Origin of the sequence: Flavobacterium phragmitis (assembly GCF_900112575.1) — a bacterium.
Lineage (GTDB): Bacteria > Bacteroidota > Bacteroidia > Flavobacteriales > Flavobacteriaceae > Flavobacterium > Flavobacterium phragmitis.
On the sequence record NZ_FOMH01000001.1, the window covers coordinates 338,868 to 364,164 of the forward strand.

Genomic DNA, 25,297 nt, shown 5'->3' on the forward strand with positions numbered 1-25,297 from the left:
ACTTTGTCAAAGTTCAAAACTTTGACAAAGTTGAAGGATTTTAAAACAGTTTAAATTTTAGATTCCAGTTGGAAATCTAAAATCTAAAGTCTAAAATCTACAATTTATTTCGTTCTATTGGCGCTAATGTACGCTGCCATAGTTTCGATAGACTGGAAAATAGTTTTTCCTTCTTTCGGGTCAACTAATTTAATTCCGTAATCTTTATCTAAAATCACAATCAATTCAAGTGCATCAATTGAGTCTAAACCTAAACCATCTCCAAACAAAGGATCGTTATCAGCAATGTCTTCTACTGCAATATCTTCAAGGTTTAGAGTCGTGATAATTTTGTTTTTCAATTCTTCTTTTAATGCTTCCATGCTTATTTATTGTATAATGTATTGATAGTTTCGTTTGTAAATTTTGTGTTTTCTTCCTTGCTGATGGTGCAAAGAAAAGCTTTATAATCGTCTTTAAAAAACTCTACCCAGCCACACAAAACCATATCTGCTTTATTCGTATTCAAAAGAATATTAGAATAATTAGACATAAATTCTGTGTTAAAGGTGTCAAATATAAAGAAAGAATTTTCACTTTTCAGCTGATGACGGATACTTATTTCGCCCAGACAAATATTTGGCAGTGTATAAACGAAAACTGCCGGACTCGGAAAATAGTTTTCTTTATCTGAAATCGATTCCTGATATTTTACATCAGTATCTAAACTTGACGATTTATTGGCTAAAACCAAAGCGATATTATTTTCTTCTTCTGTCGAAGTTATCGGACTCAAAAGTAATTCTGATCCTAAAAAAGCCAGTTTGCTCAAAGCATCCATTTTGAAAAACTTTGGATACTGCATTTCAAAATTACGATAGGCTTGTTTAGAGAAATCAGCAAAATCTGTTGGTTCAATTTTGAAAACAGAAGTTCCGTTCAAAACAATTTCGTTGTTTTGAATGGTGATGTAGGATTGTATGTTGGTTTTGTTTTGAGTCATTGTTTATTATGAAAATTCTATTACGAAATCCAAGTGTCAATAATTTTTGAAATATGCCATTTTCCAGATTTGTTTTCAATTGTAATTTCAAATCCTCTGCCACATTTTCCACCTCCGCATGAAGCACTTGCTTCTAAAATTCCTGATGTTTTAGTTTTATTGAAATGAATTTTATGAATTGTAATAGTGCCAACCGGCATTTTGCTTTTTTTATCGTTTATGTCCCAATATATTTCCTCAGGAAATTTAGAGGTATATTGAAAATCAAATTTTTTGTTTTTTTTGAATGGTGTCAAATCAAATTTTTCATCATTGACTCTATTACTAATTATAAAATCGTGAACACCAATTAAAATTTTGTTTTTGTCATTTTTAATAGAATCTTGTTCAATTTGATATCTTTTTAATTTATCATGATAGCCAATAGTATCTTTTTTATTCGTTTTGAAATCGATCTTTGGCATTGGTGGCGGATACATAATTCTTCGATCCATATAAATAGAATCTACAATTTCGACAAAAACACTATTTAAAACCTCTTTTTCAAAATTAGATTCAGACACTTCTTTCTTTTTACATCCAAAAGATGAAATAAGAACAAGAGTTATAAATATAAATTTTGATAGTTTCATTTTTTTATTAATAATGTTGAACTTGTAAGATTTATTTACAAGTTGGAATTAAATTTTATAGATTTGATACCTTATGAAATTCTACGAAAAATATCCGCTATTAAAACAAAAAAGCTTTTTATCAAAAGTTCTTGTTGACACTGTATATTCTACAATGGCTTTAGAAGATCAAGATGTTTCAAAAATACAAATCATTAAAATTGTTGATACTATTTTGAAAGAAAGAGAACTAAACGGCTCAGCATTCTTTACTAAATAGTTTATATTATTATCTAATTCACTTTCTCAAAAACCACAGCCGTATTACAACCTCCAAATCCAGAAGCCGTTTTCAAAAAATACTTAATAGTCGCCTCTTCATTTTTCTCAATAACATTTACCTTTTCACTAACTCCAATTTCATCAAAACCTTTCGATTCAAAAAGTGTATTTTGATTCGCTGATTCTATCGCAATTACAGTTTCCAATAATCCTGAAGCACCTAAAGTATGACCGTAAAATCCTTTTAAACTATTTACGGGAACATTCTGTAAGCCTAAACGATTTAGAGCAATGGCTTCCATTTCGTCATTATAAGGCGTTGCAGTTCCGTGAGCTGAAATATAATCTAAATTATCAGTTTCAATCTGAGCTTCTTTCAAAGCATTCTGAATACTTCGAAACAAACCTTCGCCTGTTCTTGACGGCCCGGAAATATGGTTTGCATCGTTTATAGAACTATCGCCGATTACTTTAATTTTAGCATTTTTGGCTTCCGCCGAAACTAAAACGGCTGCTGTGGCTTCGCCTAAACTTACGCCAGTCCTGTTTTTAGAATACGGTTTACAAGGCAGTTCACTCATCGCCTGAAACGCATTAAATCCAGATAAAACAAATTCTGAAACTTCGTCTCCGGCAACAACAAAAATATTGTCGTAAAGTTCAGACTGAATCATTCTTTTGGCAACAGAAACGGCTAAAATTCCAGAAACGCAGGCATTTGAAACTACAATGGGTTGTGTTTGAAATCCGAAGAAATTGGCAACGTTTTGGGCTAAAACATCTAAATGTGCGTTATTAAAATTTTCTTCTGAATTCTCTTTTAAAGCGGTTACATTTCCTTTTGTCGTCGAAAGTATAAAAGCAGTTTTTGAATTCAATTCAATACGCGAATTTTTGAAAATCGGCTCTAAAGCCAAAATCATCATTTTCTCTAAACGGGAATATTTTGTTTTATTACTGATTTTTGAAAAAGCACTGTTTATTTTTTCATCAGAAATAATCGAAGCATAAAATGAATTGGGCATTAAGGAAATGTCACTATGAAGCTGAATGCCAGAATTGCCGCGAAGAATCGCCTCAACATTTGATTCGACATCAAAACCCAGAGGTGTGATGCAATTGGTTTCTGTAATGTATATTTCTCTTAACATTTTATGATTCTCGATTTCTCCTGCAAGGTTTCCAAAACCTTGTAGGTATGTTTTTTATTTAAAAGCGTTATCTTCAAAAATGATTTCACGCAGATTTGTATCAATCTTAATTATTTATACCTACAAGGTTTTGGAAACCTTGCAGGAAAACGAAAATTAATTCGTGCTAATTTGTGCAATTCGTGTTTTATTTCAACAACCCAACTTTCCTTTTCCATTCTTCATAAAAAGGAGGATTCGTCAGCATTAAATTTCCTGCTGCATCTAAAAAAACCTGAGTGGTTTCGCCTGTGCAGGCTACTTCTCCTTTGTCATCAATAATTTTAAAACGATAAATCATTTTAGCTGCGGGAGTGTCAACAACCGTGGTTTCTATTGTTACGACATCACCATAACGCAATGACAATTTATGTTCGCAGGTCGATTTTACAATTGGGGTTGTATAACCCGTTTTTGCAATATCCAAATACGTTAATCCATGTTCACGTCCAAATGCCTCACGTCCATCTTCGAAATAGGTGATATAATTGCCATGCCAAACAATTCCAAGCGGATCAGTTTCGTTAAAACGAATTCTGATTTCGTGGGAAACGGTTAGGTTCGTGGCTTCTTTAAACTGCTCTTTTCTTTTGATCATAAAATAATGCGATGGCTGATGTGAGAATAAAAAACAAAAAGGATAAACTTATTTCAGGAATAATTTCTAACAATGAAACGTTGCGCAACAAAACATCATAAAAAGCTTCTAATCCCCAGTTCATTGGAGAAGATTTGGCAATGATCTGCATGATGCTTGGCATGGCAAAAACAGGAACCCAAATACCACCGATTGCAGCTAAAATAATTACGCTAGTTGCACCAAAAGGAGCCGATTGTTCCTGCGTGCTTGCAATTGTTCCCAATAAAATTCCGAATCCGATAGCGGCAAAACCTGAAAATAAGGCAACGACACTCATTAAAAACAAATGTCCTTCGATATTTAAAGAAGGCAATCCTATGGATGGAAATAAGAATACGGCAACGGCAACCATCATATAAAACTGAATCATACAAATGACAGAATAAGTGATCGTTTTTCCGATAATCACAACAACATTAGAAACCGGATTGGTTCTTAACCGCACAAAAGTTCCCTGTGATTTTTCTTTTACAATATTGATGGATAACGGAATTACAATAAAAAATATCGCAAAAAGTGTCCAGGCCGGAACGTTGTGTTGTACTGAATTTGGACGTACTTCTTTATTATTAATCGTTGGAATTATTTCTTTGAAAGTAATAAAACTTTTCTGTTCAAAATCAGTAGTTCCTTCACCTAATTGATTTTGAAAAGTAGTATAAATGGATTTGGTTTCAATCTGCGAAATCATTTTGTCGATAGAACTCATGACAGCATTTTTGAAACTCATTTGTACCGCAGGATCAAAGTATAATTTTACTTCTTTTTCTTTTATAATGCGTTGAGGTTCGGCTGATGCAGTGCTGTCCGTCATTCCTAAACTGCTGACAATTTTTTCTACATTTTGATCTACTTTGGCCTGTAAATCTGTACTTAAATCTTTTGGAATTATAATAGCCAATTGAAATTTTCCTTTGTGGACATTTTCTCTGGCAACATCTTCTGTAATAGCTTTGTTGTCAATCTGCGTGACAACACTGAATAAATTGCTTTTTTCTAAATTCTCAAAAACAGTTTTTGAAACAGAACCTTTGTCATTGTCAACCAATAAAATCGGAATTTTAGAATCGCTTACCGTTTTAAAAGTGCTGTCTTGAATTAAAGTCACAGTGATAACCAAAACTAATGGCATTACAAACAGAATAATCAAACCGCCTAAATCACGTTTAAGCAGTAAAAATTCTTTCACAACCGACATCCAAATTTTATATAGCATCTCTCAAAGCTTTACCGGTTAATGAAATAAAAACATCTTCGAGATTTCGGGCATCTTCAACAGAAGCAATTAAACTTGAAGGAGTTCCTTTAGTAAAAATTTGTCCTTGATCGATGATGGCAATATTACTGCAGAAATCTTCGGCTTCAGCCAAATGATGAGAAGTATAAATAATGCTTGTTCCGTTTTGGTTCAATACTTTTAAGTAATCGATAATTGCATTTTTAGACTGAACGTCAACACCAACAGTTGGCTCGTCTAAGAATAAAACTTTTGGATTATGCAGAATTCCGGCAATCAGATTAACACGGCGTTTCATTCCGCCTGAAAAAGTTTGTACTTGTTTGTCGGCAAATTTTAAAAGCCCTAAAAGATCCAGAGTTTCGATTACTTTGTCTTTTAAATCATTTCCTTTTAAACCATACATACTGCCAAAATAAAGCAAATTTTCTCTGGCTGTAAGAGTAGGATATAAGGCATATTCCTGAGGAACAACACCAATAATTTTTTTAATTTTTGAAGAATGATGCTGATAATCTAAACCATCAATGGTAAAATGTCCAGAAGTTGGTTTTATTAATCCGCAGAGCATGGAGATTAAGGTTGTTTTTCCAGCACCGTTTGGACCAAGTAACCCAAAAATCTGCCCTTGAGTTATATCCAGCGAAACATTGTTCAAAGAATACATTTCTGCATTTTTGTACTTTTTCGACAGGGATTCTATTTTAATTATGGACTGCAAAATATATTTTAGCTGATCGCTTTTTTTAATTTTTTGAAAAAGATTTCTTCCCTATTGGCAATGTCCAAAAGTTCATCGGCAATAGTATTGTAAGCATCTTCTTTGGCACTTCTGTTTTTATAAATTCGCGAAGCTTCAACAGCAAAATCTCGCCATGAATCTCCAATTTTTGTCATTTCTTTAGAAAGTTCTTTCAGTTCTTCGTTACCTAAAATAACCGAAGCTTCCTGTAAAAATGCCGCATAAATAAAACGGAAACCACCGCCTCCGGTTCCAATTTCTTCCTGCATACGAACCATTTGCGCCAGATAATGATTGGCTTTTTTGGTTCCGTGTTTTATCGGCCATTTTCTAATTTGCTTGGAAACAAATTTGATGCCGCGAACGCCTACAATTGGCATTGGTGCCAACATATCACGGCAAGTATTTTTAATTCCTTTAATTATCGCGCTTTTTAAATCAACGTTTTGTGGAATCTGAATTGGATAATACATTTGACCACGTGGTGCAAAAGCTCCTTTGGCAAAACGGACTTTATCCAGTTCTTCGTGGGTTAAAGTCGTAACGGTTTCCATTACAGGATCGCTTACTAAATAATCAGTATCGGTTTTTCCGTAAACAACTAAATTGTGTGCGTTGAAATGGAAACGATATTCATCTGGAAAATAACTTAAGTTGTAAACGCCAACCTGTAATCCTGTTGGAATATTATTTTTTAAATTTTCATCTAAAGCTTTGTTAGCGTTTGAAACAGAAGAAAATTTTTGTCTTTTTATTTTTAAATTTAAACGAGTGGCGACTTTATTAAAAATCTGTCCAGGCAAAGTTCGGTAACTTATTGCCGGTGCATAATTCACTTTGATAAAAGGCAGGTATACAAAAAATAATCCTGAGCCAATACCAAAAACCATCGGTTCGCTGATGTTTAGTCCGCTGTTTTTTAGCAGATTTGACGCTACTCCATTCTCGCAATGAGCAGACTGATGATGTGTGAAAGTTAATTCCATTTATTGGGTAATGCTGTTTTTTAATTCTTCAATTGATACTTCAAAAGTATCAGCATATTTTTTTAAAATCTTATCGTTTAGTTTTGCAAAAACACTCGGTTTAAAATGTCTTTTTACGCGCCATTTCCAAAATCCTACATAACTGGATAAAATAGTAAGATCCATTTTATTGACTTCCATAAAATACACAATCGGACTTGCTTCCCCATTTAGAACCTGTTGTTTGGCATCGGCAATACGTTCGTTTATTTCATCGATCGAATTCGAAAGTGCGATTGTTTTTGGTTCCCAGCCTGTACTCAATGTTGTGGTGTAATTTCCATTTTCATCTGTTGCGTACAAAAGTTCTTTAACGTTGTTTTTCGTTAAGTTGCTGGTATCTTGTGGTACTTTATCTTTTTCCATTTTGCTAATTTAATTGATTAGGAACATACAGATTACAACTATACATAAACTAATTATTAAAAATCCAAGATTGGCGAAAGCTAAGGTTCGCTGTTTCTTTATGAATAAATAAATCATTTCTATTAGTAATCCCAAATAAAACATTTGGGTTATCAAAAATATCAGGACAAAAAATCCTAAACCGCCGTCAACATGTCTGTGTCCGGTTTCGTCGCAATATTTATGAGGGTCGTAAGTGAAATACCAAAATAAGAAAACCAACCCAAGCAAAAGAACGAGAATTCCGATTCGGATTACGAGATGTAAAATAATTTTTTTTGAATTATTCAACCGAAACTGTTTTTTGAATGAACAAATTAATTTCGCATTCTAAGAGTATCTGGTCTTCGACTGAGCTTTGACAGCTCATCGTGCATAATGTGTAATCGTCGCCAGCGAATTTTGAAATTAAATTTGCTTTAGTAATTATAGTATCGCCGACTTTAGGCAACGAATGAATTTTTACATTTTTTAAGGCACTTATAAATCCAATTACATTTACGTTCTCATTTTCTGTTCCGTCTTCGTCAAAAAAATATTTTTTTCCAACAATAGACGAACAGGTCTGCGCCGTATTTTCAATTAAACCCGCTTCGATAAAAACATTATTTTGAACAAAAATATTGTCTTCTTTTATCAAAAATATGGTTTCTACGAAATTGGAATCAATATCCAAAATCAAATCCACCATAAGCATTGGTGCTCTGTGCGGTAAATAATTTTGTATGTCAACTCCGGTATTCAAAATCATATATTATTTGGCTAAAACGGTTTTCATTTGTCCGTTTGCAATTTCTTCGTTATTTAATTTTGTTACGATATTCACCAAAGTAATCCCGGCAAATTCCTGTAAAATAGTTACTTCAGATTGAATGTTGTCGTTTAATCGAGGCAGTTTTTTTATTTCAATTTCTTTAATAGAACCGATGTAACCTGTTGGGGCAATTTCGTTTCTCAAAAAATATTGATAACCCGTATGCAATGCTACAGACTGTGCCATGTGTTCAATTAAACCTGCTTCCAGAAAAAGTTCATCGTTTACAAAAATGTTATCCTGCTGAATTTTTAAACCCGAAACCAAAGAAGTTTCGGTATAAGAATACATCGCATCGACCATCACAAAAGGGAACTTTTGCGGTAGTAAATTTTCTACCATTTCTTTTTCTAAAGAAGTCATTGTTTCCATTAGCAAACTGTTAAATACGCATAAGCAAAAGAAAATCTTCCGCTTTCAGGAACTGATAAAAGAATATGATCTCCTTTTTTCAATTTCCCTGAATTCATTAATTCTTCCAGTGCCAGATAAATTGAGGCAGAACCTACATTACCCACTCTTGAAAGATTCATGAACCATTTTTCGTCACTCATTCCAATTCCTTTTTCGCTTAATCCTTTCTTTAATCCTTCCACAAAGAAATTAGAAGAAACGTGAGGAATGAAATAATTAATATCTTCCGATTTGATGTTGTTTTTATCCATTGCCTCTTTCATGCTTTCCGCACCTTTCGAAAGGATAAATTCATCTAATAATTTTACGTCTTGTTTGATTGAAAAAACAGATTCGTTCAACCATTGTTCTGGTGCATAATCGCTCCAGCCTTTGATTTCTCCGTTTTCTAATTTGTCTCCTCCCGCATACATGCAAGTCTCTAATTCGTAAGCATACGAAAAAGCTTCCATCCATTCGATTTTTAAGGAGATTGGTCCGCGTGGTTTGTTTTCTAATAAGAAAGCACCAGCACCATCCGAAAGCATCCATCTTAAGAAATCTTTTTTGAAAGCAATAATAGGTTGTTCTTCAAGATTTTTTAAATTTTCTGCTTCGTGATTGTATTTTTGAGCATTCAGCCAAGTCGAAACTTTTTCTGAACCTGTACAGATGGCATTGTTTGAATTTCCGGAACGCACAGAAAGAAAACCAAATTTAAGAGAGTTCATTCCAGCGCAGCAAACTCCTGTTGAAGAGTTTAGTTCTACCGATTTATTTTTTAGTAAACCATGTACCATCGCAGCATGCGAAGGCAGGAAAATATCCGGAGTTGAGGTTCCGCATGAAAGTACTTCTAAATCCTGCGGTGTGAAATTTTCGTCGAATAATGGTAAAATAGCATTACGTGTTAATTCGGCATTGCTGTGTGTACTTTTACCTGTTTTGTCAACAGCGTAATATCGGCTTGTAATTTTATTATTGCGCAAAATAATACGTCTTGCTTTTGAAGCAGTATCGTTGATAAGACCTAAATAGGCTTCCATTTCATCGTTAGAAACAGCTTCATTTGGCAAATATTTTGCAGCTTTTGTAATATATACTTCAAACATAATCTAAAAATAGTCTTCTAAACTCCTTGATAATATTGAGTTTCTCTTTTTATGGTTTTTAACTTAAAAGGGTAGGAAATCAAGTGCAATATATACACTATTGGTGAGATTAACCAAATTGCAAGGAATAAATAAACATTAAATACTTTTAGAAGCTGTTTTCGTTTTTTTTGATTTTTATAAATGATGTTTGACCATTTATTAAAAATTTTATTGGCTGTTTTGTCAACAGTCACTAAGTAAGAACTAATTTTTACAGCTCCCGCGTTTACTAATTTTGGCTGTAAATCGGTGGTTAAACTATTTTTGTTGAAAGAATCCAGCATAATTTCTCCAAACTGACTTGATTCTTCGATGTCTTTATCTGAAACTCCCGGAAGCGGAAAAATACCTAAATATTTTTTTTTAACTCCGGAAAACATCCATTCTACAATGGTGATTACGCTGATTAAATTTCCAACGCGGTCTACCAAAGCTACATTTCCAACCAAATTGGCATTTGCCTCCTTTAATAAGGCTTTGATTTTTTCCTGCGCCATAATCCACATGTTTCTTGAACCGCTTATGGTAATAACAGGAGTATTGTTCAATAATTTTTTGGCATCGTCACTTTTCAAAAAGGAATTGATAGGAATAGAAGGCGATAAATACCAAACCTGATAATGAAAGAGTATCAAATCAAATTTTGTATTTACAATTTCTTCCGGAACTGGTTTTAATGCTGTGGGAATCTGTAAAAAAGATTCCGGGAAAGCATCAAAAAAAGAATCCTTGTTCCATGGAAAAGGAAAAGGTTTCTCCAGTTGTATTTCGTGAAAAGTTACATTTATATTCTCATCATTTAAAAACGGTTTTGCAATGTTTCGTGCAATAGTTTCTAGCTGTCCTGATTGAGAATAATAAATAACTAGGACATTTTTCATTTAGGTTACTTGCTTAGGTTGCGAACAAAAGTAATTAAATTTTATTTAAACAAATTTTCTTGTTTTGACTAACGCTTTTTTTAAGCCACGAATTCACGAATTAGTAAATACAATCGTGATGAATGATTTTGATTAAATTATGAATACTGTTTATTTCACGAATTATGATTCATAAAGATTATGATTTTACAAAAAAAGTAGTAATTCTAAGTAAAAATACTATTCCAATAATTAGCGAAAATTTGTGAATCGCTTTGCAAGTTCACTATCGCTTGGGTCGTGGCAAAAAAAATTACGACTTTAAATCGTTCCAAAAGTCAAAATAGTTAAACCATTGTAAAGGATATTGTCGCAGAATGCTTTCTACGCTAGTAACATATTCCTTAAGAAGACCTTTTTCGTCACGATGTTTTACCGTTGCTTCTCTAGCATATAAATGATAATGAAGGTTTGGCTCTTTCATTACATATACAAAAACAACAGGAACTTTTAATCTTGAAGCAATTAAAAAAGGTCCAGCAGGAAAGTTAGCTTCTCTGCCTAAAAGATTTTCAGATAGAGATTTGGTGCCTTCAAAATAACGATCGCCTGTAAAACAAACCAATTCATTCTTGGCCAAGGCTGAATTGATCTCAAAAATATGAGACAAATCTTCTTTGATAATGATAAATTTTACAGTTGGTTTTTGCGTGACACTTTCTAAGTAATTTTTTATGGCAGAATGCTCTAAATCTGTTGTAACCAGATTGATTTGAAAGTTGAGGTCGATGTCTCCTAAAAAGTGTTCGGCAATTTCAAAATTACCAACATGGGCACTAATTAAAACACCGCCTTTTTTCTCGGCAAGCAGTTTTTTGAGGGTTTCAATTCCGTCAAACTCATAAGTGAATTTGTTTCGCATTCCGGCAGAAATCGAAACTTTATCAATAATGGTTTGTCCAAAAGTGTAGTAACTTTTGAAAACCATTTTTTTAGATTTGAACCAGGAATACTGCAGCCTCTCTTTAAAATAATAAAAGATAGCACGATTGCTTTTCTTCAAAAATAAAAAGTAATAAGAAGCAACGAAATAAAGTAATACGTAAGCAGCTTTAACACCCGCTTTTTTAATCAAAAAAACGAATATTCTATAACCTAAAACAGTTCCTTTTGATTTGCCATCCCATTGACTCATTAAGCTGATTTGGCTTTTATTTTAGTTTCGATAAGATCATAAAAACTTTGGAAATCAGAAATTCCAACAAAATCTGCTTCAACTAGTTTTACGCCAAAGTTAGATTCGATTGAAACTACTAAATCAACATAATCTAAACTATCTAATCCAAGCGTATCTTTTAAATTAGCATTTGGTTCAATGTCGTCATTATCAACTTCAAATTCATCAACTAAAAAACCATTAATTTTTGCTATAATCTCTTCTTTATTCATCGTTCAATTTAAACTTTTTAACCACCAACGCCGAGTTGGTTCCTCCAAACCCGAAAGAATTGGACAAAAATATATCAAATTTTTTGTTTAACGTAGTTTTAACTAAATTTAATTTTGAAGCATCTTCATCTGGATTTTCTAAATTGATGTTTGGTGCAATGAAATCGTTCTGCATCATTAAGATAGAGTAAATAATTTCACTTGCCCCGGCCATCCAGCATTCGTGGCCTGTCATTGATTTGGTAGAACTTACAGGCGGATTTTTTTCGCCAAAGACTTCAAAAATCGCTTTGGCTTCGTTTGCATCACCAACAGGAGTTGAGGTTGCATGCGCATTTATATATTCAATATCTGAAGCTTGTAACTGGGCATCATCAAGAGCTCTTTTCATAGCTGTTGCAGGTCCTTCAACGTTTGGAGTTGAAATATGACCGCCATTAGATGAAAAACCATAACCGCCAATTTCTGCTATAATTGTAGCGCCTCGGGCAATGGCAGATTCGTAACTTTCCAAAATTAAAGTTGCACCACCGCCACTCGGAATTAGTCCGTCGCGCCCGGCATCAAAAGGTCTTGAAGCTTTTTCAGGATCACTTTCTCTATTAGAAAAAACACCCAATCCGTCAAAACTGCTCATGGCATATTTATTAATTTCCTGGGCACCGCCAGTAATTATGATGTCCTGAAAACCGCTTTTAATTAAAAAATACGCTAAACCAATAGAATGTGAACCGCTCGCACAAGCTGCACTTACCGTTAAGTTGATCCCTCTAAGTTTAAAAATCGTTGAAAGATTCATAGTTACGGTAGAATTCATCGACTTGAAAATTGCACCAGAACCAATAAGAGCAGTATCTTTTTTTTCTCGTACAATATCGGTAGCGTCAATAATAGCTTTAGAAACACTATCATTTCCATACATAATACCTACTTCGTGCTCATCAAAAAAAGCATCATCGATATTAGCATTTTTTAGCGCTTCTATAGTCGCCATATAAGCATATTCGGTTTCTTCACCGATGCTCATACGTTGTCTGCGCGTCAATAGATTTTTTAAATCAGCTTTTGGAACCATTCCTGTAAGGGCCGATTGAAAACCAAATTCTTTTCGTTCAGCGTCAAACTGAATGCCGGATTTTCCTTGATATAATGAATCTTTTACTTCGTCTAAAGAAGTTCCGATACAAGAATAAATTCCCATTCCAGTAATTACAACTCTTCTATTCATCGTCTTTCAAAAGTAATTTTTTTATCCTTAAAGTGTAATTTTTAAAACAAAGGCACAAAGTTTTTTTTAATCTTGCCGCAAAGGCACCAAGTCGCAAAGGTTTTTTCTAAAATCTTTATTTAATAAAACTTTGCGGCTCTGCTCCCGATAGCTATCGGGATTGCGAACAATTTTTGTTGTTAAATAAAAAACTTAAAAACAAACTTCGCCAACATAGTATTCTTTAAGAATATATTCCGCCGTTAATATTGATAATTTCTCCTGTAATATAACTTGCTTTTTTAGAAATCAAAAAGCTTACCAAATCTGCTACTTCTTCGGCTTCGCCAAAACGATTTACCGGAATCAGTTTCAGTAACTCTTTTTCGTCCAGTTCGCTTGTCATATCTGTTTTGATAAAACCCGGAGCGACTGCATTTACCGTAATATTTCGTTTTGCCACTTCTTGTGCCAATGCTTTTGTAGCGGCAACAATAGCGCCTTTTGCAGCGGAATAATTGGTTTGTCCTGCAGTTCCTTTTACTCCAGAAACAGAAACAACATTTACAATTCGTCCATATTTATTGCGAAGCATTTTTTGAATGAAAAACTGCGTTACATTAAAAAAACCATTCACGCTTGTATTCATTACGCCGTTCCAGTCTTGTGGTGTCATCCACATAAAAAGACCATCTTTTGTGATTCCGGCATTATTTACAATCGCTTCTACCAATTTTTCAGGATTGGCTTCCTGCCATTGTGTAAGAACGTTTTGTACTTGTTCAAAATCGGCAACATCAAAACCTAAAATTTCTCCTGTTGCGCCTAATTTTTGAATTTCTTGTAATGTTTCTTCGGCTGCTGTTTTATTCGAATGATAATTAATCAGAATATGATAATCGGATTCTACGGCTAGTTTTTTGCAAATAGCACTTCCGATTCCTCTCGAACCGCCTGTTACTAATACACACTTCATAAGTGAAAATTATTTCTTTTTCTTCGCTGCTGGTTTCGGTGTCGATTTGGCAGCTGGTTTGGTTGTTTTTGTTTCTTGTTTTGAGGCTTCAGCCGGAGCTGCCACTGGTTGTGGTTTTTCAGATTTCGAAAACAATTCAGCGTTTTCAAACCATTGGTTGGCTAAAACTGTGCCGTCTGGTTTAAGAAATCCCCATTTCCCTTCGTTTTTTACTCGTGCTACGCCACCAATAAATCCTTTGTCTTGCTGCACAAACATGGCAATAATAGCATTTGTTGTGATGCCGTACTGTGTTGGAATGACTAATTTTCCAGATTCGTTGATAAATCCCCAATTGTTTTCTTTAACTGGAGCTAAACCGTTTGTACTGAAAACTTCTGCATCACTGTAAGTTGGTTCAATTACAAATTTTCCTTCCGGATTAATGAATCCCCATTTTTTTCCAACTAAAACGGGTGCCAGGTTTTTAGAAAACGCTTTTCCTTTATCATAAATAGGAAGAATTACCCAGTTTCCTTTTAAATCAATATAGCCGATTTTTCCATTTTTCTTTGCAAAAGTTAAATCTTGAGTTTCGAAATCCCAGATTTTTTCAGCTCCATCCACTGGAATGAATTTTCCGCCGCTTACCAATCCGAAAGTTTTATCTTTTCTGGCCCAAGTTGTTCCTTTAAAATAATTTCCGATTTCGGCATAAGCAGGTTCAACCAGCTCTTTTCCTTCCGTATTGATGATTCCCCAGTTTTTATTTAATTCTACTCTCGCATAACCATTTTCAAAAGGTTTGATCTGATCGTATTTTGGCTCCAGAACAATAGTCATTTTGTTGTTGATTAATCCGACTTTATTGTTTTGTCTAATGAAGGCAACACCGTCATTAAAATCAAATACTTTATCAGAAACAGGTGCTTTTTGGATTTCTCCTTTTGTATTAATGTAAACCCAATCTTTATCTTTTTGTACAACTGCGATTCCGCTGTTAAAATCTTTAGCATCTTTAAAATCTGCTGGAATTATCCAACTTCCTTTTGCATCAATAAAACCCCATTTTCCGCCATTTTCTACAGCAGCCAAACCTTCAGAAAAACTTCTGGCCGATTTATATTGCGGTTCGATTTTAAAAGATCCATCTTTAGAAAGATATCCAATTTTAGAATTTTTTTTAACTAATGCCAGTTCTTGACTATTAACAAATTGAATACTTGCCAGTAGCAAAAAAATAAGTGTCTTTTTCATGATTTTAAAAATTCAATGTTTAATGATTAAAAAACTAAAAACTCTTTTTGGGGGCATATGTGGTATGTTAATCTTTAACTGTTGATCAAATAATCTTTTACTTTTTGAACAAAAGGATACATTACTTGGTCTTCCTTAAATGTTGGAATTATATTTCGAACATCGTCATACCATTTTCTGGTTGCGGATGAAATTTTATCTTTCTGTCCTAAATAATCAATTGCCTGAACAATTGTGATGAATTCGATTGCTAAAACTTCAAAAGAATTTTCAATTACTTTTGATGTAATAACCGCCGCATTTGTTCCCATGCTTACAATGTCTTGGTTATCATTGTTGTTTGGAATACTGTGCACATACATTGGGTTAGATAATGTCTGGCATTCTGCAGTGGTTGAAGTAGCAACAAATTGTACGCCCTGCATTCCGAAATTAAATCCTAATGTTCCTAAATTTACGAATGGAGGAAGAATTTCGTTGATTTTTGAATTCAATAAATAATTCAATTGGCGTTCTGCAAGCATCGTTAATTTTGTAATAACAATTTTCAGTTTATCCATTTCAAGCGAAATATAATCTCCGTGGAAATTTCCACCATGGTAAACGTGTTTGTTTTTAACGTCGATGATTGGGTTATCGTTTGCCGAGTTAAATTCGTCTTCCAAAATAGAAGCGACATTATTAATAGTTTCTAAAACCGGTCCTAAAATTTGAGGAACACATCTTAAAGAGTAATATTCCTGAACTTTTTCTTTGAAGATTTCTTCTGTATTTTCTCCAGAATATAAATGGTCTTCTCTTTTACGTATCAAAGTACTGTCAGAAAGGTTTTGTCTCATTCTTTCAGCAACTTCCTGCTGTCCTTTATGACGTTTGGTTTGGTTTAACTCTTCTGAGAAATGATCGTCGTAAGCCTGAACTAATTCGTTAATTGCACAAGAAGCTTTTAATGACCAGTCTAATAATTTTTTAGCATAATGAACATTTACTACTCCAATTCCTGTCATTACAGAAGTTCCGTTGATTAATGCCAAACCTTCTCTAATTTCTACCTGAATTGGTTTTAAACCCTCAATTTCGAAAACTTCTGAAGTTGAACGTCTTTGTCCTTTATAGAAAACTTCGCCTTCTCCAATTAAAACTAAAGCTAAATGTGACAATTGAACTAAGTCACCGCTGGCACCAACACCACCGTGTTCAAAAATTAAAGGCGTAATATCTCTATTGATTAATTCGGCCATTAAATGAATAACAGAAGGATGAACTCCTGAATTTCCTAAAGAAAGTGTATTTAATCTTGCTAGAATAGCTGCTTTTGCGCACTCTGCATTTAACGGTTTTCCAGTTCCAGAAGAATGGCTTCTAATTAAATTGTATTGCAATTGAATTTGATCTGACTCCTTAATTCTATATTGAGCCATTGGTCCAAATCCTGTATTTACTCCGTAGATTACTTTGTTTCCTGAGAATTCTTTCAAGAAATTAAAACTTTCGTTTACTCGATTTAAGACCACATCGCTTATGGCAACTTTGTTTTTCCCAAAGATTATGGCTTCAAATTCTGCTAAACTTAAATATTCATTTATTGTATTCATCAAATCGATTTTGGTTGCGCTAATTTAATTTTATTTATCAAAATAAATGTAGTTATTTTGATGATGGCAAATGTAGGTTAATTAATGATAATAATTCTAATATGACAAAGGAGTTTGTTGATGTTTTAGTGATTGGTGCAGGACCGTCTGGATGTGTCTCAGCATCGTATCTTTTTAAAAACAATGTTAAGGTTAAAGTTGTAGAAAAAACGAAGTTTCCGAGACTTGTGGTAGGCGAAAGCCTTATTCCGCGTGTTATGGATCATTTTGCTGAGGCAGAATTGTTTGACGCTCTTGATGCAATGAACTTCGAAAAAAAATTAGGCGCTCGTTTTATTAGAGGAGAAGAAATCTGCAATTTTGATTTCAGTGTGAAATTTGGAGAAGGCTGGGACTGGACTTGGCAGGTTCCAAGAGCTGATTTTGACAACACAATGGCTCAAGAAGTTATAAGAAAAGGAATTGATTTAGAATTTGAAACAGAAGTTTTGGAAGTTTCTTTCGAAGGGAAAAATTCAAAAACAATTGTAAAAGATAAAGACGGAAACCTAAAAGAAATTCACGCTAAATTTATCATCGATTCTAGTGGATACGGACGCGTTTTGCCAAGACTTTTAGATTTGGATACACCGTCAAAATTAGATTCGCATTCTTCTATTTTTACGCATGTTAAAGATATTAATAGAGAAGAAGGAGTAGAAGGAACTCAAATTTCGTTTGATATTCTGGAGACTGAAGTTTGGCTTTGGGTAATTCCGTTTTCTAATGGAAACACAAGTTTGGGTGTTGTTGGCCCAACAGATTTTATCAATTCTCTTTCTGAAAATAAAGATAATGCTGAGGCGTTGCGAAATGCGATTCAGAAATCAGATTATTATATTAAACGATTCGCTGGAACAGAATTTTTGTTTGAACCAGTTAAATTAGAAAATTATTCAAGAGCTGTAAAAAGAATGTACGGAGATGGTTTTGCCTTAACAGGAAATAGTTCGGAATTCTTAGATCCTGTTTTCTCTTCAGGTGTAGCTTTTGCAACCGAATCTGGAATGCTGGCAGCAAAATTATATTTGAAAGAATCACAAGGAATTCCTGTTGACTGGGAAGTTGAGTTTACACAATACATGAAACGCGGAATTGCCGTTTTTACAACTTATGTGCAAGAATGGTACACAGGAAATCTGCAGACATTGTTTTTCCATCAGCCTGAAAATCCAGAAGTGAAAGAAAAAATATGTGCGGTTTTAGCAGGTTATGTATGGAACGAAGAAAACTCGTTTGTCAAGAAACACGATCACGTAATTGCGAATATGGCCTATTTATTAAATATGCAAAAAGAACAAAGCCCTGAATAATTCAGGGCTTTGTTTATAAAAAAACAATTCATTTTGTAGATTCATTCCGTAGGAATGTCTCGTCGGTAGAATTAAATTGTAATTATGATTATATACGTTCCGTAGGAACGTTTGATTAATATTTTATTTCCATAAATTAAATGTCCCTACAGGACATATTACAAAACGGCAATATTTTTTTTCTACCGACGAGATATTCCTACGGAATATTAAATAATAATATTATTTAGTTTTTTTAGCGATCAGCTTAGACATTGTTTTTGCCGTTTTAGCAAATCCTTCTCCAATTCTGGTTTCGTTGCTAAAGTTGCTTCCCCATTGGTCTCCTGGAGCTTCGTCACTGGTAATTTCCAATAATACATTTGATTTATTTGCCGTTTCAACAAATTTTAAATTCGTTGTTACTTTTGCAGGTTGTTTCATAATTCCTGCATCCCAGCCTGGGTAAATCCATACTGCTTTTACAATTAAGGTATAAGGAGTATTTAAGCCTTCTTGAAAGTTTAAATCTTTTTTCTCTTTTGTTAAAACGATATTGGCAATTTCTAAAAATTTAGGAGTCCAGATTTGGTCTTTTGCTGCAATCCATTTTTTCTCCCAAATGTTTCCGTTTCCTTTTGCTTTTTCGTCAAGGTCAGCTTTGTGTTCTTTTACATATTGTGCTTCCGACTTTTTTTCTTTCATCATAGTAAAATCACTATAATCAAATACGGTGTTGATTTCTTTTTGGTCTTTTAAAAAGTCAAAATTTCCTTGAACAACATTAATGTCCTGTGCGAACACTGCCCCTGAGATAAAGAAGCATGCGATAATTAGTTTTTTCATTTTTTGGTTAATTAGGTTTGATTTTTATGTGACTAAAATAATCAAAAGGATGAATATATAATTTGTTTTACATTAAAGTTTTAATCTCATTTTGTTTCAAAAACAAAAAAGGATTCCAAAGTCGAAATCCCTTTTATATCATTTAAATAAAGTTAGACGTTATAATCCGAAAATTTTATCCATTAAAATCCATTTTTGTCCCGGTTTTGCCCATGGTAAAGCTTGCTGGAATTTCCACATTAAAGTTTCCCATTCCTGAACTTTCTCGTTTACTGCATCAGCTTGATCTTTCTTTTCGAAAGTAAAATCGGCATCGGCTTCAATTATCATAAATAATCGGTTTCCGGTGCAGTAAATATCCAGCACTTCAATTCCGGAATCCTGAATGCTTTTTTTAATTTCCGGCCATACATTTTCATGCAGTTCTTTGTATTCTGCAATTAAATTTGCATCATCTTTTAGGTCTAACGCCAGATAGAATTTTTGAGTTGCCATAATCTAAATTTATCCTTGGTAAGCTACAGCTGTTTGTTTGCTTGTGCCTAAACCTTCAATTCCTAATTCGATTACGTCACCTGCTTTAATGTAAATTGGATCTGGTTTAATTCCTAGTCCAACTCCCGGAGGTGTTCCTGTACTGATTACGTCGCCAGGAAGCAATGTCATAAACTGACTTAAATAATGCACTAAAAATGGAATTTTAAAAATCAAGTTTGAAGTGTTACTGTTTTGGAACGTTTTTCCGTTTACAGTAAGCCACATTTTTAGATTGTTTACATCGCCAATCTCGTCTGGAGTTGCCATAATTGGTCCAAGAGGAGCGAAGGTATCAGAACCTTTTCCTTTTGCCCATTGTCCACCTCTTTCGATTTGGAAAGCTCTTTCGCTGTAATCATTTAAAAGACAGTATCCAGCGATGTAGTTTGGCGCATCTTCTTCAGAAACATAGCTTGCCTTTTTGCCGACAACAAATGCTAATTCTACTTCCCAATCTGTTTTTTCACTGTTTTTTGGAATGATCAAATTGTCATTTGGCCCGCATAAAGAAGTTGTTGATTTGAAGAAAATAATTGGTTCTTCTGGAATTGCAGCGCCAGTCTCTTCGCAGTGATCTACATAATTTAATCCAATACAGATAATTTTTGACGGACGCGCCACTGGCGAACCTAAACGAACTGAATCGCTTACTTCTGGAAGAGAGGGATTATTTTTTAAAGCTTTTTCTAATTTTGCTAATCCGTCGTTTTCAAAAAAAGCTTCGTTGTAATCTGTTACAATAGACGAAACATCGTATCTTTTATCATTTAATAAAACGCCTGGTTTTTCCTTTCCTTCTTCTCCGAATCTAATAAGTTTCATATTTTAATTTTTTTAGTAATGTGTATGTTTTTTGCCACGAATTGCACCAATTTCCACGAATTATAATTTGTGTGAATTTGTGAAATTTGTGGTTTATATTTTTTGCCACAGATTATAAGAATTAAAATGATTCGCTCTGGTTTGTCACCCTGAGCGAAGTCGAAGGGCGTTCCAATTGGACGCGGGCTTCGACTTCGCTCTGCCTGACAATAATAGAAAACGAAAATCCTTCTATCTGCGGTTTAATTTTTTTTCAACACATAGAATCATAGTTTTACTTTGTCTAAAAAGTCATTTCATTTATCTAAATTCACATAGTTCTATGTGTTCAAATCTAGATTTGTTCTTTACTCTTTTTTGCTAATCAAAAAAAATCTATGTTTCTATGTGTTTAAAAATTTTTCACGCAGATTCTGCAGATTTTAGCAGATTTAATTTAAAAATCCTTTTAATCTTTATAATCTGTGGCTAAAGAAAATTTTAGTTATTCAATTTAATAAAACCTCCATCAATTGGATAGTCAGAACCTGTGATGAAAGACGATTCGTCGCTACATAAGAATAAAGCTAAAGTGGCGATTTCTTCCGGTTTTCCCATACGACCGATTGGCTGTGATTGAGATAATTTTTCGAAAATTTCTTCTTCTTTTCCAGGATAATTTTTAGCAATAAATCCGTCTACGAATGGTGTGTGGACTCTCGCAGGAGAAATAGAATTACATCTAATTTTATCGTGTAAATAATCTTTTGCAACTGATAAAGTCATCGCCATTACAGCACCTTTTGCAGTAGAATAAGCAAAACGATCAGGAATACCAACCCAGCTTGCAATAGAAGCCAAGTTCAGGATAACTCCTCCGCCAGAACTTCTAAGCGCAGGAATCGAAGCATGAAGACAGTTGTAAACCCCTTTTACGTTTACATTCATGATGCGATCAAAATCAGATTCTGCAGTTGTGTCTACTTTTCCAACGTGAGCAATTCCTGCATTGTTCACCAAAATATGGATATTTCCAATTTTCTCAAAAGTAGATTTTACCTGTTCGTGATTAGAAACGTCGCAAGCGTGAGCAAAAACAGTTCCTCCATTTGATTTAATTTCTTCAACAGTTTCTTTTGCGCTTTCTTCCGTCAATTCTAAAACGTGAACTTCAGCTCCTTGTTTCGCAAATAAAACCGAAATCGCTCTTCCAATTCCGCTTCCTCCGCCTGTGATAATTGCTTTTTTATTTTGTAATGAAAACATTTGATATAAATTTTTATGAGTTGTTTTAATAGTCTTTTACAAAGATACACCGCGTTTCCACGGAATAAAATCGTCTTGGTTTAATTGAACTGCTTTAGGAATAATTTCGCCGCTTGCCGCTTTGATACAATATTCTAAAATTTCCTCGCCCATTTCTTCAATAGATTTTTCGCCACTAATGATTGGTCCGCAGTCAATATCGATAATATCTTTCATTCTTGTTGCTAAAACAGAGTTTGTTGCCACTTTAATTACCGGACAAACGGGGTTTCCTGTGGGCGTTCCCAATCCAGTTGTAAATAAAATTAAAGTTGCTCCAGAAGCCGCTTTTCCAGTTGTCGCTTCCACATCATTTCCTGGCGTACAAACCAAACTTAAACCTGGTTTTGTAACCAATTCGGTATAATCTAAAACATCAACAACGGGAGAAGTGCCGCCTTTTTTGGCTGCTCCAGCACTTTTGATCGCATCCGTAATTAATCCGTCTTTGATATTTCCCGGAGAGGGATTCATATGAAAACCAGAACCTACTTTATGCGCCAGTTCATCATAGGATTCCATTAAATCGATGAATTTTTTAGCTTTATCTTCGGTAATACATCTGTCGATTAAATTCTGCTCTGCACCGCATAATTCTGGGAATTCAGCCAAAAGAATTTTTCCGCCTAAAGCGACAACTAAATCTGAAGTATAACCAACCGCAGGATTTGCAGAAACACCGCTGAAACCATCACTTCCACCACATTTTACGCCAATACATAAATCGCTCAAAGGCGCATCAGTTCTTTCGTATTTGTTGATTTCGATTAAACCTTCAAACGTTTTTTTGATGGCATTGGTGATCAAAACTTCTTCGCTTTCGGTCTGTTGCTGTTCAAAAATAAATAATGGTTTATCGAAATCTGGGTTTTGTTTTTTGACATCATTTACAAAATCCTGAACTTGTAAATGTTGGCATCCCAAACTCAAAAGCGTAATTCCTCCAACGTTTGGATGATTGGCATAAGAAGCCAATAAAGCACTCAAAGTAGAAGCATCCTGACGCGTTCCGCCACAGCCGCCTTGGTGATTTAAGAATTTGATTCCGTCTACATTTTCAAAAACACGTTTGTTTTTTGGAGTTGGATTTAATTCAATATTAATATCGTTAATATCATTTCCGTTCAAATAACCTTCCAGCAGTTCGTGCGTAAATTGGTTGTATTTGTCTGTTACAGCATAACCCAATTGTTTGTGCAGTGCTTCTTTGATGACGTCCAGATTTCTGTTTTCACAAAAAACAGTCGGAATAAAAAGCCAGTAATTTGCTGTTCCAACACGTCCGTCTTTTCTTTTGTAACCTTTAAAAGTTCTATTTTCAAATTTAGAAACATCAGGTGCATTCCACTCATAAGAAGCATTTCTGTATGCGTAGGGATCTGCAGCATGTTTTAGGTTTTCGGTCGTCATTAAACTTCCTTTTGCCACATCATTTTGCACTTTTCCAACCAAAACGCCGTACATATTTACTTCTTCTCCCTGCTTCATGTCTTGCATGTAGAATTTATGTTTGGCTTTGATGAGGTCTTGTAAAACGTAAGTTTCGTTTTCAAAATGAATGGTTTCGCCTTTCTGAAGATCGGTTAAGGCAACCAATACATTATCGTCTGGATGCAGTTTTACAACCAGTTTTTTTGTGTTATTGTCAGACATTGTGTTGTTTGTTTTTTTCTTTTTTTTTTTGATGTCGCTGCTTTCGTTTTAAAACAATTTAATCCGCTGATTTTGTATAGAATTCGGGCAGTTAACGAAAAATAAAATTAGCTTTTTTACACATTGGTTAATAGTCTAATATTATCCGTATCTAATCTTTAATTATCTTTGCGGTATGAAATTGGAACAAACCAAAATAGCGTCTTATCTCAACACCAAAGTTTCGGTGCTGAATCGTATTGAACCTTTTTTTCAGGCGCCGTTTCATTCGCATCCGGAACTGGAATTGGTTTATGTGAAAGAGAGTTATGGAAAACGTATTATCGGAAATTCGGTAATGCCGTTTGAGCCTGGTGATATGGTTTTTTTAGGTTCTGATATTCCGCATGTTTGGCTGAATGATGAGAAATATTATCAGGGAATTGAGGATTTAAGAGCCAATTCGATTGTCGTATATTTTCATAAAGATATTTTCGGACCAACTTTTTACGAGTTAAAAGAAACCCAGAAAATCAACGAACTTTTTTTTCAGGCTGGAAAAGGAATTTCGATTATCGGAAAAACCAATAAACAGATTGCGAAAAAATTGGAAAAATTAGTTTCTAAAAAAGATTTTGAAGTTATCGTCGGACTGTTTGAGATTTTGTCTATTCTTTCAGAAAGTCAGGATAAGATTTACATCAACGACGAAATTTATTCGTTGATGCAGAAAGATTCGAAAGTAGATCGTCTGTCAGAGGTTTTTCAATATGTCAATAAGAATTATAAAAAGAATATTTCCTTAGAAGAAATTGCCGCCGTGGCGAATATGACGCGGACTTCTTTCTGCAGAATGTTCAGAATTAAAACCAAGAAAAATTTTGTGGATTATCTGCACGAAATCCGAATTTCGAATGCTTGTAAATTGTTATTGGAAACCGATAAAAGTATGTCTGAGATTGCGTATGAATGCGGTTATAAAACAGCATCAAATTTTAATAAACTTTTCAAAAAGGTTAAAGGAATTACGCCTTCGGATTTTAAAAATAATGCGAAAGTGAATTAGTTTTTGCCACAGATTTAAAGGATTAAAATGATTTACGTTTGTCACCCTGAGCGAAGTCGAAGGGCGTTCCAATTGGACACGGGCTTCGACTTCGCTCAGCCTGACAAAACTGGATTTGAAAATCCTTTTAATCTGTGTAATCTGTGGCAAAAAACATTTTAAATAGATCGGTCTAAATGTGTATAACCACCATCCACATAAATAATCTGTCCTGTGGTGTGGCTTGACTTTTCAGACAATAAGAAAACCACCATATTGGCTATTTCTTCAGCTGTTGTCATTCGGTTTTCTAAAGGAATATTTTTAGTGATTGCAGCCAGTTTTTCTTCTTTATTTTCAAAAGTATTGATCCACGTTTCGTAAAGCGGCGTGTAACATTCCGCTACAATTACGGCGTTTACACGAATGCTGTATTTTAGTAATTCAACCGCCCATTCTCTAGTTAAAGCATTTCTTCCACCGTTTGAAGCGGCATAAGCTGAGGTTCCGCCTTGACCCGTTTCGGCAGTTTTAGAGCCAATGTTTACAATGGCTCCTTTTGATTCTTTCAAATACGGAAGCGCGTGCTGCGCCATTAAATAATAATGCACTAAATTTTTGTGAAGCGAAGCGGCAAAATCTTCATAATTTCCGTTCTCCAATCCAACACCGTCATTAACGCCGGCATTATTTACCAATCCGTTAATTCTTCCGAATTTTGCGATTACGGCTTCAACGGCTTTTTTGCAGTCTTCAGGTTTTGTTAAATCAGCAACAACTTGATGCGCTTCTTTTCCAATGGCTTTTAATTCTTCTACGGCTTTGATGTTGTCATTTTCGTTACGTCCAACGATAAACGGAATAGCATTTTCTTCGGCTAAAACCTTCACGATTCCTAAACCGATTCCTTTTGCGCCGCCCGTAACGATAATGATTTTTTGGGTTAATGATAACTGCATGGTATTTATATATTATAATTTGAAATTCTTGTTTTATGAATGA

The 25,297-nt window shown here is 34.3% G+C and carries 28 protein-coding genes; 3 read left to right on the forward strand and 25 right to left on the reverse strand.

Annotated elements, in window-relative coordinates; translation table 11 throughout:
- Positions 1-104: 104 nt before the first annotated feature.
- From BM289_RS01550 to BM289_RS01560, 3 genes are read right to left on the reverse strand one after another with little or no spacing between them, the layout of a single operon-like run.
- On the reverse strand, positions 105-362 hold the full coding sequence (locus BM289_RS01550; RefSeq protein WP_068841663.1) for a phosphopantetheine-binding protein: 258 nt from the start codon (positions 360-362) through the stop codon (positions 105-107).
- Between the two features lie 2 nt (positions 363-364).
- Positions 365-982 (reverse strand): 3-oxoacyl-ACP synthase, encoded by a 618-nt coding sequence (locus tag BM289_RS01555; RefSeq protein WP_091490295.1) that lies wholly within the window; start codon positions 980-982, stop codon positions 365-367.
- Between the two features lie 20 nt (positions 983-1,002).
- Complete coding sequence (locus BM289_RS01560; protein ID WP_091490298.1) at positions 1,003-1,614, reverse strand: hypothetical protein; 612 nt, start codon at positions 1,612-1,614, stop codon at positions 1,003-1,005.
- A gap of 73 nt (positions 1,615-1,687) precedes the next feature.
- On the opposite strand from BM289_RS01560, the gene BM289_RS01565 reads away from it, so the two are divergent.
- Positions 1,688-1,873: a hypothetical protein gene (locus BM289_RS01565; RefSeq protein WP_091490300.1), complete on the forward strand. Its 186-nt coding sequence runs from the start codon at positions 1,688-1,690 to the stop codon at positions 1,871-1,873.
- 13 nt (positions 1,874-1,886) lie between these two features.
- Here BM289_RS01565 and BM289_RS01570 read toward each other — a convergent pair whose 3' ends face one another.
- The 16 genes from BM289_RS01570 to BM289_RS01650 all read right to left on the reverse strand — a co-directional run bounded on the left by BM289_RS01570 (position 1,887) and on the right by BM289_RS01650 (position 16,798).
- A complete protein-coding gene (locus tag BM289_RS01570) occupies positions 1,887-3,026 on the reverse strand; it encodes a beta-ketoacyl-[acyl-carrier-protein] synthase family protein (protein WP_091490303.1) in 1,140 nt (379 codons plus the stop codon).
- Positions 3,027-3,213: 187 nt separating this feature from the next.
- Entirely contained in the window at positions 3,214-3,663 is a 450-nt protein-coding gene (locus BM289_RS01575; protein WP_091490305.1) for an acyl-CoA thioesterase, read from the reverse strand.
- Positions 3,638-4,921 (reverse strand): ABC transporter permease, encoded by a 1,284-nt coding sequence (locus BM289_RS01580; RefSeq protein WP_167365366.1) that lies wholly within the window; start codon positions 4,919-4,921, stop codon positions 3,638-3,640. The genes BM289_RS01575 and BM289_RS01580 overlap by 26 nt, the downstream gene beginning before the upstream one ends.
- On the reverse strand, positions 4,911-5,609 hold the full coding sequence (locus tag BM289_RS01585) for an ABC transporter ATP-binding protein (protein WP_167365367.1): 699 nt from the start codon (positions 5,607-5,609) through the stop codon (positions 4,911-4,913). Before BM289_RS01585 ends, BM289_RS01580 begins: the two co-directional genes overlap by 11 nt.
- A 62-nt stretch (positions 5,610-5,671) precedes the next feature.
- Positions 5,672-6,670, reverse strand: a complete 999-nt coding sequence (locus tag BM289_RS01590; protein ID WP_091490311.1) for a BtrH-related acyltransferase DarH — start codon at positions 6,668-6,670, stop codon at positions 5,672-5,674.
- Positions 6,671-7,075, reverse strand: coding sequence for a flexirubin biosynthesis protein DarG (locus tag BM289_RS01595; protein WP_091490314.1), 405 nt, complete (start codon positions 7,073-7,075; stop codon positions 6,671-6,673). It abuts the gene before it with no gap.
- Between the two features lie 322 nt (positions 7,076-7,397).
- Entirely contained in the window at positions 7,398-7,865 is a 468-nt protein-coding gene (locus tag BM289_RS01605; protein ID WP_167365368.1) for a hotdog family protein, read from the reverse strand.
- Positions 7,866-7,868: 3 nt separating this feature from the next.
- Positions 7,869-8,300, reverse strand: a complete 432-nt coding sequence (locus tag BM289_RS01610; protein WP_091490319.1) for a hotdog family protein — start codon at positions 8,298-8,300, stop codon at positions 7,869-7,871.
- On the reverse strand, positions 8,300-9,433 hold the full coding sequence (locus BM289_RS01615; RefSeq protein WP_091490322.1) for a dialkylresorcinol biosynthesis protein DarB: 1,134 nt from the start codon (positions 9,431-9,433) through the stop codon (positions 8,300-8,302). Before BM289_RS01615 ends, BM289_RS01610 begins: the two co-directional genes overlap by 1 nt.
- A 17-nt stretch (positions 9,434-9,450) precedes the next feature.
- A complete protein-coding gene (locus BM289_RS01620; protein ID WP_091490324.1) occupies positions 9,451-10,356 on the reverse strand; it encodes an NADPH-dependent FMN reductase family protein in 906 nt (301 codons plus the stop codon).
- A 292-nt stretch (positions 10,357-10,648) separates the two neighbouring features.
- Positions 10,649-11,530, reverse strand: coding sequence for an LpxL/LpxP family acyltransferase (locus BM289_RS01625; RefSeq protein ID WP_091490327.1), 882 nt, complete (start codon positions 11,528-11,530; stop codon positions 10,649-10,651).
- A complete protein-coding gene (locus BM289_RS01630; RefSeq protein WP_091490330.1) occupies positions 11,530-11,784 on the reverse strand; it encodes an acyl carrier protein in 255 nt (84 codons plus the stop codon). Before BM289_RS01630 ends, BM289_RS01625 begins: the two co-directional genes overlap by 1 nt.
- Complete coding sequence (locus BM289_RS01635) at positions 11,777-13,012, reverse strand: beta-ketoacyl-[acyl-carrier-protein] synthase family protein (protein WP_091490332.1); 1,236 nt, start codon at positions 13,010-13,012, stop codon at positions 11,777-11,779. Before BM289_RS01635 ends, BM289_RS01630 begins: the two co-directional genes overlap by 8 nt.
- Before the next feature lie 223 nt (positions 13,013-13,235).
- Positions 13,236-13,967: a flexirubin biosynthesis SDR family reductase FlxB gene (gene fabG / locus BM289_RS01640; protein WP_091490335.1), complete on the reverse strand. Its 732-nt coding sequence runs from the start codon at positions 13,965-13,967 to the stop codon at positions 13,236-13,238.
- A gap of 9 nt (positions 13,968-13,976) precedes the next feature.
- Positions 13,977-15,203, reverse strand: a complete 1,227-nt coding sequence (locus BM289_RS01645) for a WG repeat-containing protein (RefSeq protein WP_091490338.1) — start codon at positions 15,201-15,203, stop codon at positions 13,977-13,979.
- Positions 15,204-15,277: 74 nt separating this feature from the next.
- Positions 15,278-16,798, reverse strand: a complete 1,521-nt coding sequence (locus tag BM289_RS01650) for a flexirubin biosynthesis tyrosine ammonia-lyase FlxA (RefSeq protein WP_091490341.1) — start codon at positions 16,796-16,798, stop codon at positions 15,278-15,280.
- Positions 16,799-16,899: 101 nt separating this feature from the next.
- Here BM289_RS01650 and BM289_RS01655 point away from each other — a divergent pair, with 101 nt between their 5' ends.
- Positions 16,900-18,150 (forward strand): NAD(P)/FAD-dependent oxidoreductase, encoded by a 1,251-nt coding sequence (locus tag BM289_RS01655; protein WP_091490343.1) that lies wholly within the window; start codon positions 16,900-16,902, stop codon positions 18,148-18,150.
- A 222-nt stretch (positions 18,151-18,372) separates the two neighbouring features.
- On the opposite strand, the gene BM289_RS01660 is transcribed toward BM289_RS01655, so the two are convergent.
- From BM289_RS01660 to BM289_RS01680, 5 genes are all read right to left on the reverse strand, one after another.
- Positions 18,373-18,975 (reverse strand): hypothetical protein, encoded by a 603-nt coding sequence (locus BM289_RS01660; protein WP_091490346.1) that lies wholly within the window; start codon positions 18,973-18,975, stop codon positions 18,373-18,375.
- A gap of 159 nt (positions 18,976-19,134) precedes the next feature.
- Positions 19,135-19,470, reverse strand: a complete 336-nt coding sequence (locus BM289_RS01665) for an L-rhamnose mutarotase (protein WP_091490349.1) — start codon at positions 19,468-19,470, stop codon at positions 19,135-19,137.
- Positions 19,471-19,479: 9 nt separating this feature from the next.
- Positions 19,480-20,334, reverse strand: a complete 855-nt coding sequence (locus tag BM289_RS01670) for a fumarylacetoacetate hydrolase family protein (RefSeq protein WP_091490352.1) — start codon at positions 20,332-20,334, stop codon at positions 19,480-19,482.
- Between the two features lie 480 nt (positions 20,335-20,814).
- Positions 20,815-21,579: an SDR family NAD(P)-dependent oxidoreductase gene (locus BM289_RS01675; protein ID WP_091490355.1), complete on the reverse strand. Its 765-nt coding sequence runs from the start codon at positions 21,577-21,579 to the stop codon at positions 20,815-20,817.
- A gap of 36 nt (positions 21,580-21,615) precedes the next feature.
- On the reverse strand, positions 21,616-23,271 hold the full coding sequence (locus tag BM289_RS01680; protein ID WP_091490358.1) for a UxaA family hydrolase: 1,656 nt from the start codon (positions 23,269-23,271) through the stop codon (positions 21,616-21,618).
- A gap of 175 nt (positions 23,272-23,446) precedes the next feature.
- On the opposite strand from BM289_RS01680, the gene BM289_RS01685 reads away from it, so the two are divergent.
- Positions 23,447-24,316, forward strand: a complete 870-nt coding sequence (locus BM289_RS01685) for an AraC family transcriptional regulator (RefSeq protein ID WP_091490361.1) — start codon at positions 23,447-23,449, stop codon at positions 24,314-24,316.
- 158 nt (positions 24,317-24,474) lie between these two features.
- Here the strand turns inward: BM289_RS01685 and BM289_RS01690 are convergent, their stop codons facing one another.
- On the reverse strand, positions 24,475-25,254 hold the full coding sequence (locus BM289_RS01690) for an L-fucose dehydrogenase (RefSeq protein WP_091490364.1): 780 nt from the start codon (positions 25,252-25,254) through the stop codon (positions 24,475-24,477).
- Positions 25,255-25,297 lie beyond the last annotated feature (43 nt).

Excerpts from the sequence above, each read along its gene's own strand:
- BM289_RS01550 (WP_068841663.1), bottom strand. The coding sequence starts at position 362 with ATGGAAGCATTAAAAGAAGAATTGAAAAACAAAATTATCACGACTCTA.
- BM289_RS01555 (WP_091490295.1), bottom strand. The coding sequence starts at position 982 with ATGACTCAAAACAAAACCAACATACAATCCTACATCACCATTCAAAAC.
- BM289_RS01560 (WP_091490298.1), bottom strand. The coding sequence starts at position 1,614 with ATGAAACTATCAAAATTTATATTTATAACTCTTGTTCTTATTTCATCT.
- BM289_RS01565 (WP_091490300.1), top strand. The coding sequence starts at position 1,688 with ATGAAATTCTACGAAAAATATCCGCTATTAAAACAAAAAAGCTTTTTA.
- BM289_RS01570 (WP_091490303.1), bottom strand. The coding sequence starts at position 3,026 with ATGTTAAGAGAAATATACATTACAGAAACCAATTGCATCACACCTCTG.
- BM289_RS01575 (WP_091490305.1), bottom strand. The coding sequence starts at position 3,663 with ATGATCAAAAGAAAAGAGCAGTTTAAAGAAGCCACGAACCTAACCGTT.
- BM289_RS01580 (WP_167365366.1), bottom strand. The coding sequence starts at position 4,921 with ATGCTATATAAAATTTGGATGTCGGTTGTGAAAGAATTTTTACTGCTT.
- BM289_RS01585 (WP_167365367.1), bottom strand. The coding sequence starts at position 5,609 with ATGTATTCTTTGAACAATGTTTCGCTGGATATAACTCAAGGGCAGATT.
- BM289_RS01590 (WP_091490311.1), bottom strand. The coding sequence starts at position 6,670 with ATGGAATTAACTTTCACACATCATCAGTCTGCTCATTGCGAGAATGGA.
- BM289_RS01595 (WP_091490314.1), bottom strand. The coding sequence starts at position 7,075 with ATGGAAAAAGATAAAGTACCACAAGATACCAGCAACTTAACGAAAAAC.
- BM289_RS01605 (WP_167365368.1), bottom strand. The coding sequence starts at position 7,865 with ATGATTTTGAATACCGGAGTTGACATACAAAATTATTTACCGCACAGA.
- BM289_RS01610 (WP_091490319.1), bottom strand. The coding sequence starts at position 8,300 with ATGGAAACAATGACTTCTTTAGAAAAAGAAATGGTAGAAAATTTACTA.
- BM289_RS01615 (WP_091490322.1), bottom strand. The coding sequence starts at position 9,433 with ATGTTTGAAGTATATATTACAAAAGCTGCAAAATATTTGCCAAATGAA.
- BM289_RS01620 (WP_091490324.1), bottom strand. The coding sequence starts at position 10,356 with ATGAAAAATGTCCTAGTTATTTATTATTCTCAATCAGGACAGCTAGAA.
- BM289_RS01625 (WP_091490327.1), bottom strand. The coding sequence starts at position 11,530 with ATGAGTCAATGGGATGGCAAATCAAAAGGAACTGTTTTAGGTTATAGA.
- BM289_RS01630 (WP_091490330.1), bottom strand. The coding sequence starts at position 11,784 with ATGAATAAAGAAGAGATTATAGCAAAAATTAATGGTTTTTTAGTTGAT.
- BM289_RS01635 (WP_091490332.1), bottom strand. The coding sequence starts at position 13,012 with ATGAATAGAAGAGTTGTAATTACTGGAATGGGAATTTATTCTTGTATC.
- fabG (WP_091490335.1), bottom strand. The coding sequence starts at position 13,967 with ATGAAGTGTGTATTAGTAACAGGCGGTTCGAGAGGAATCGGAAGTGCT.
- BM289_RS01645 (WP_091490338.1), bottom strand. The coding sequence starts at position 15,203 with ATGAAAAAGACACTTATTTTTTTGCTACTGGCAAGTATTCAATTTGTT.
- BM289_RS01650 (WP_091490341.1), bottom strand. The coding sequence starts at position 16,798 with ATGAATACAATAAATGAATATTTAAGTTTAGCAGAATTTGAAGCCATA.
- BM289_RS01655 (WP_091490343.1), top strand. The coding sequence starts at position 16,900 with ATGACAAAGGAGTTTGTTGATGTTTTAGTGATTGGTGCAGGACCGTCT.
- BM289_RS01660 (WP_091490346.1), bottom strand. The coding sequence starts at position 18,975 with ATGAAAAAACTAATTATCGCATGCTTCTTTATCTCAGGGGCAGTGTTC.
- BM289_RS01665 (WP_091490349.1), bottom strand. The coding sequence starts at position 19,470 with ATGGCAACTCAAAAATTCTATCTGGCGTTAGACCTAAAAGATGATGCA.
- BM289_RS01670 (WP_091490352.1), bottom strand. The coding sequence starts at position 20,334 with ATGAAACTTATTAGATTCGGAGAAGAAGGAAAGGAAAAACCAGGCGTT.
- BM289_RS01675 (WP_091490355.1), bottom strand. The coding sequence starts at position 21,579 with ATGTTTTCATTACAAAATAAAAAAGCAATTATCACAGGCGGAGGAAGC.
- BM289_RS01680 (WP_091490358.1), bottom strand. The coding sequence starts at position 23,271 with ATGTCTGACAATAACACAAAAAAACTGGTTGTAAAACTGCATCCAGAC.
- BM289_RS01685 (WP_091490361.1), top strand. The coding sequence starts at position 23,447 with ATGAAATTGGAACAAACCAAAATAGCGTCTTATCTCAACACCAAAGTT.
- BM289_RS01690 (WP_091490364.1), bottom strand. The coding sequence starts at position 25,254 with ATGCAGTTATCATTAACCCAAAAAATCATTATCGTTACGGGCGGCGCA.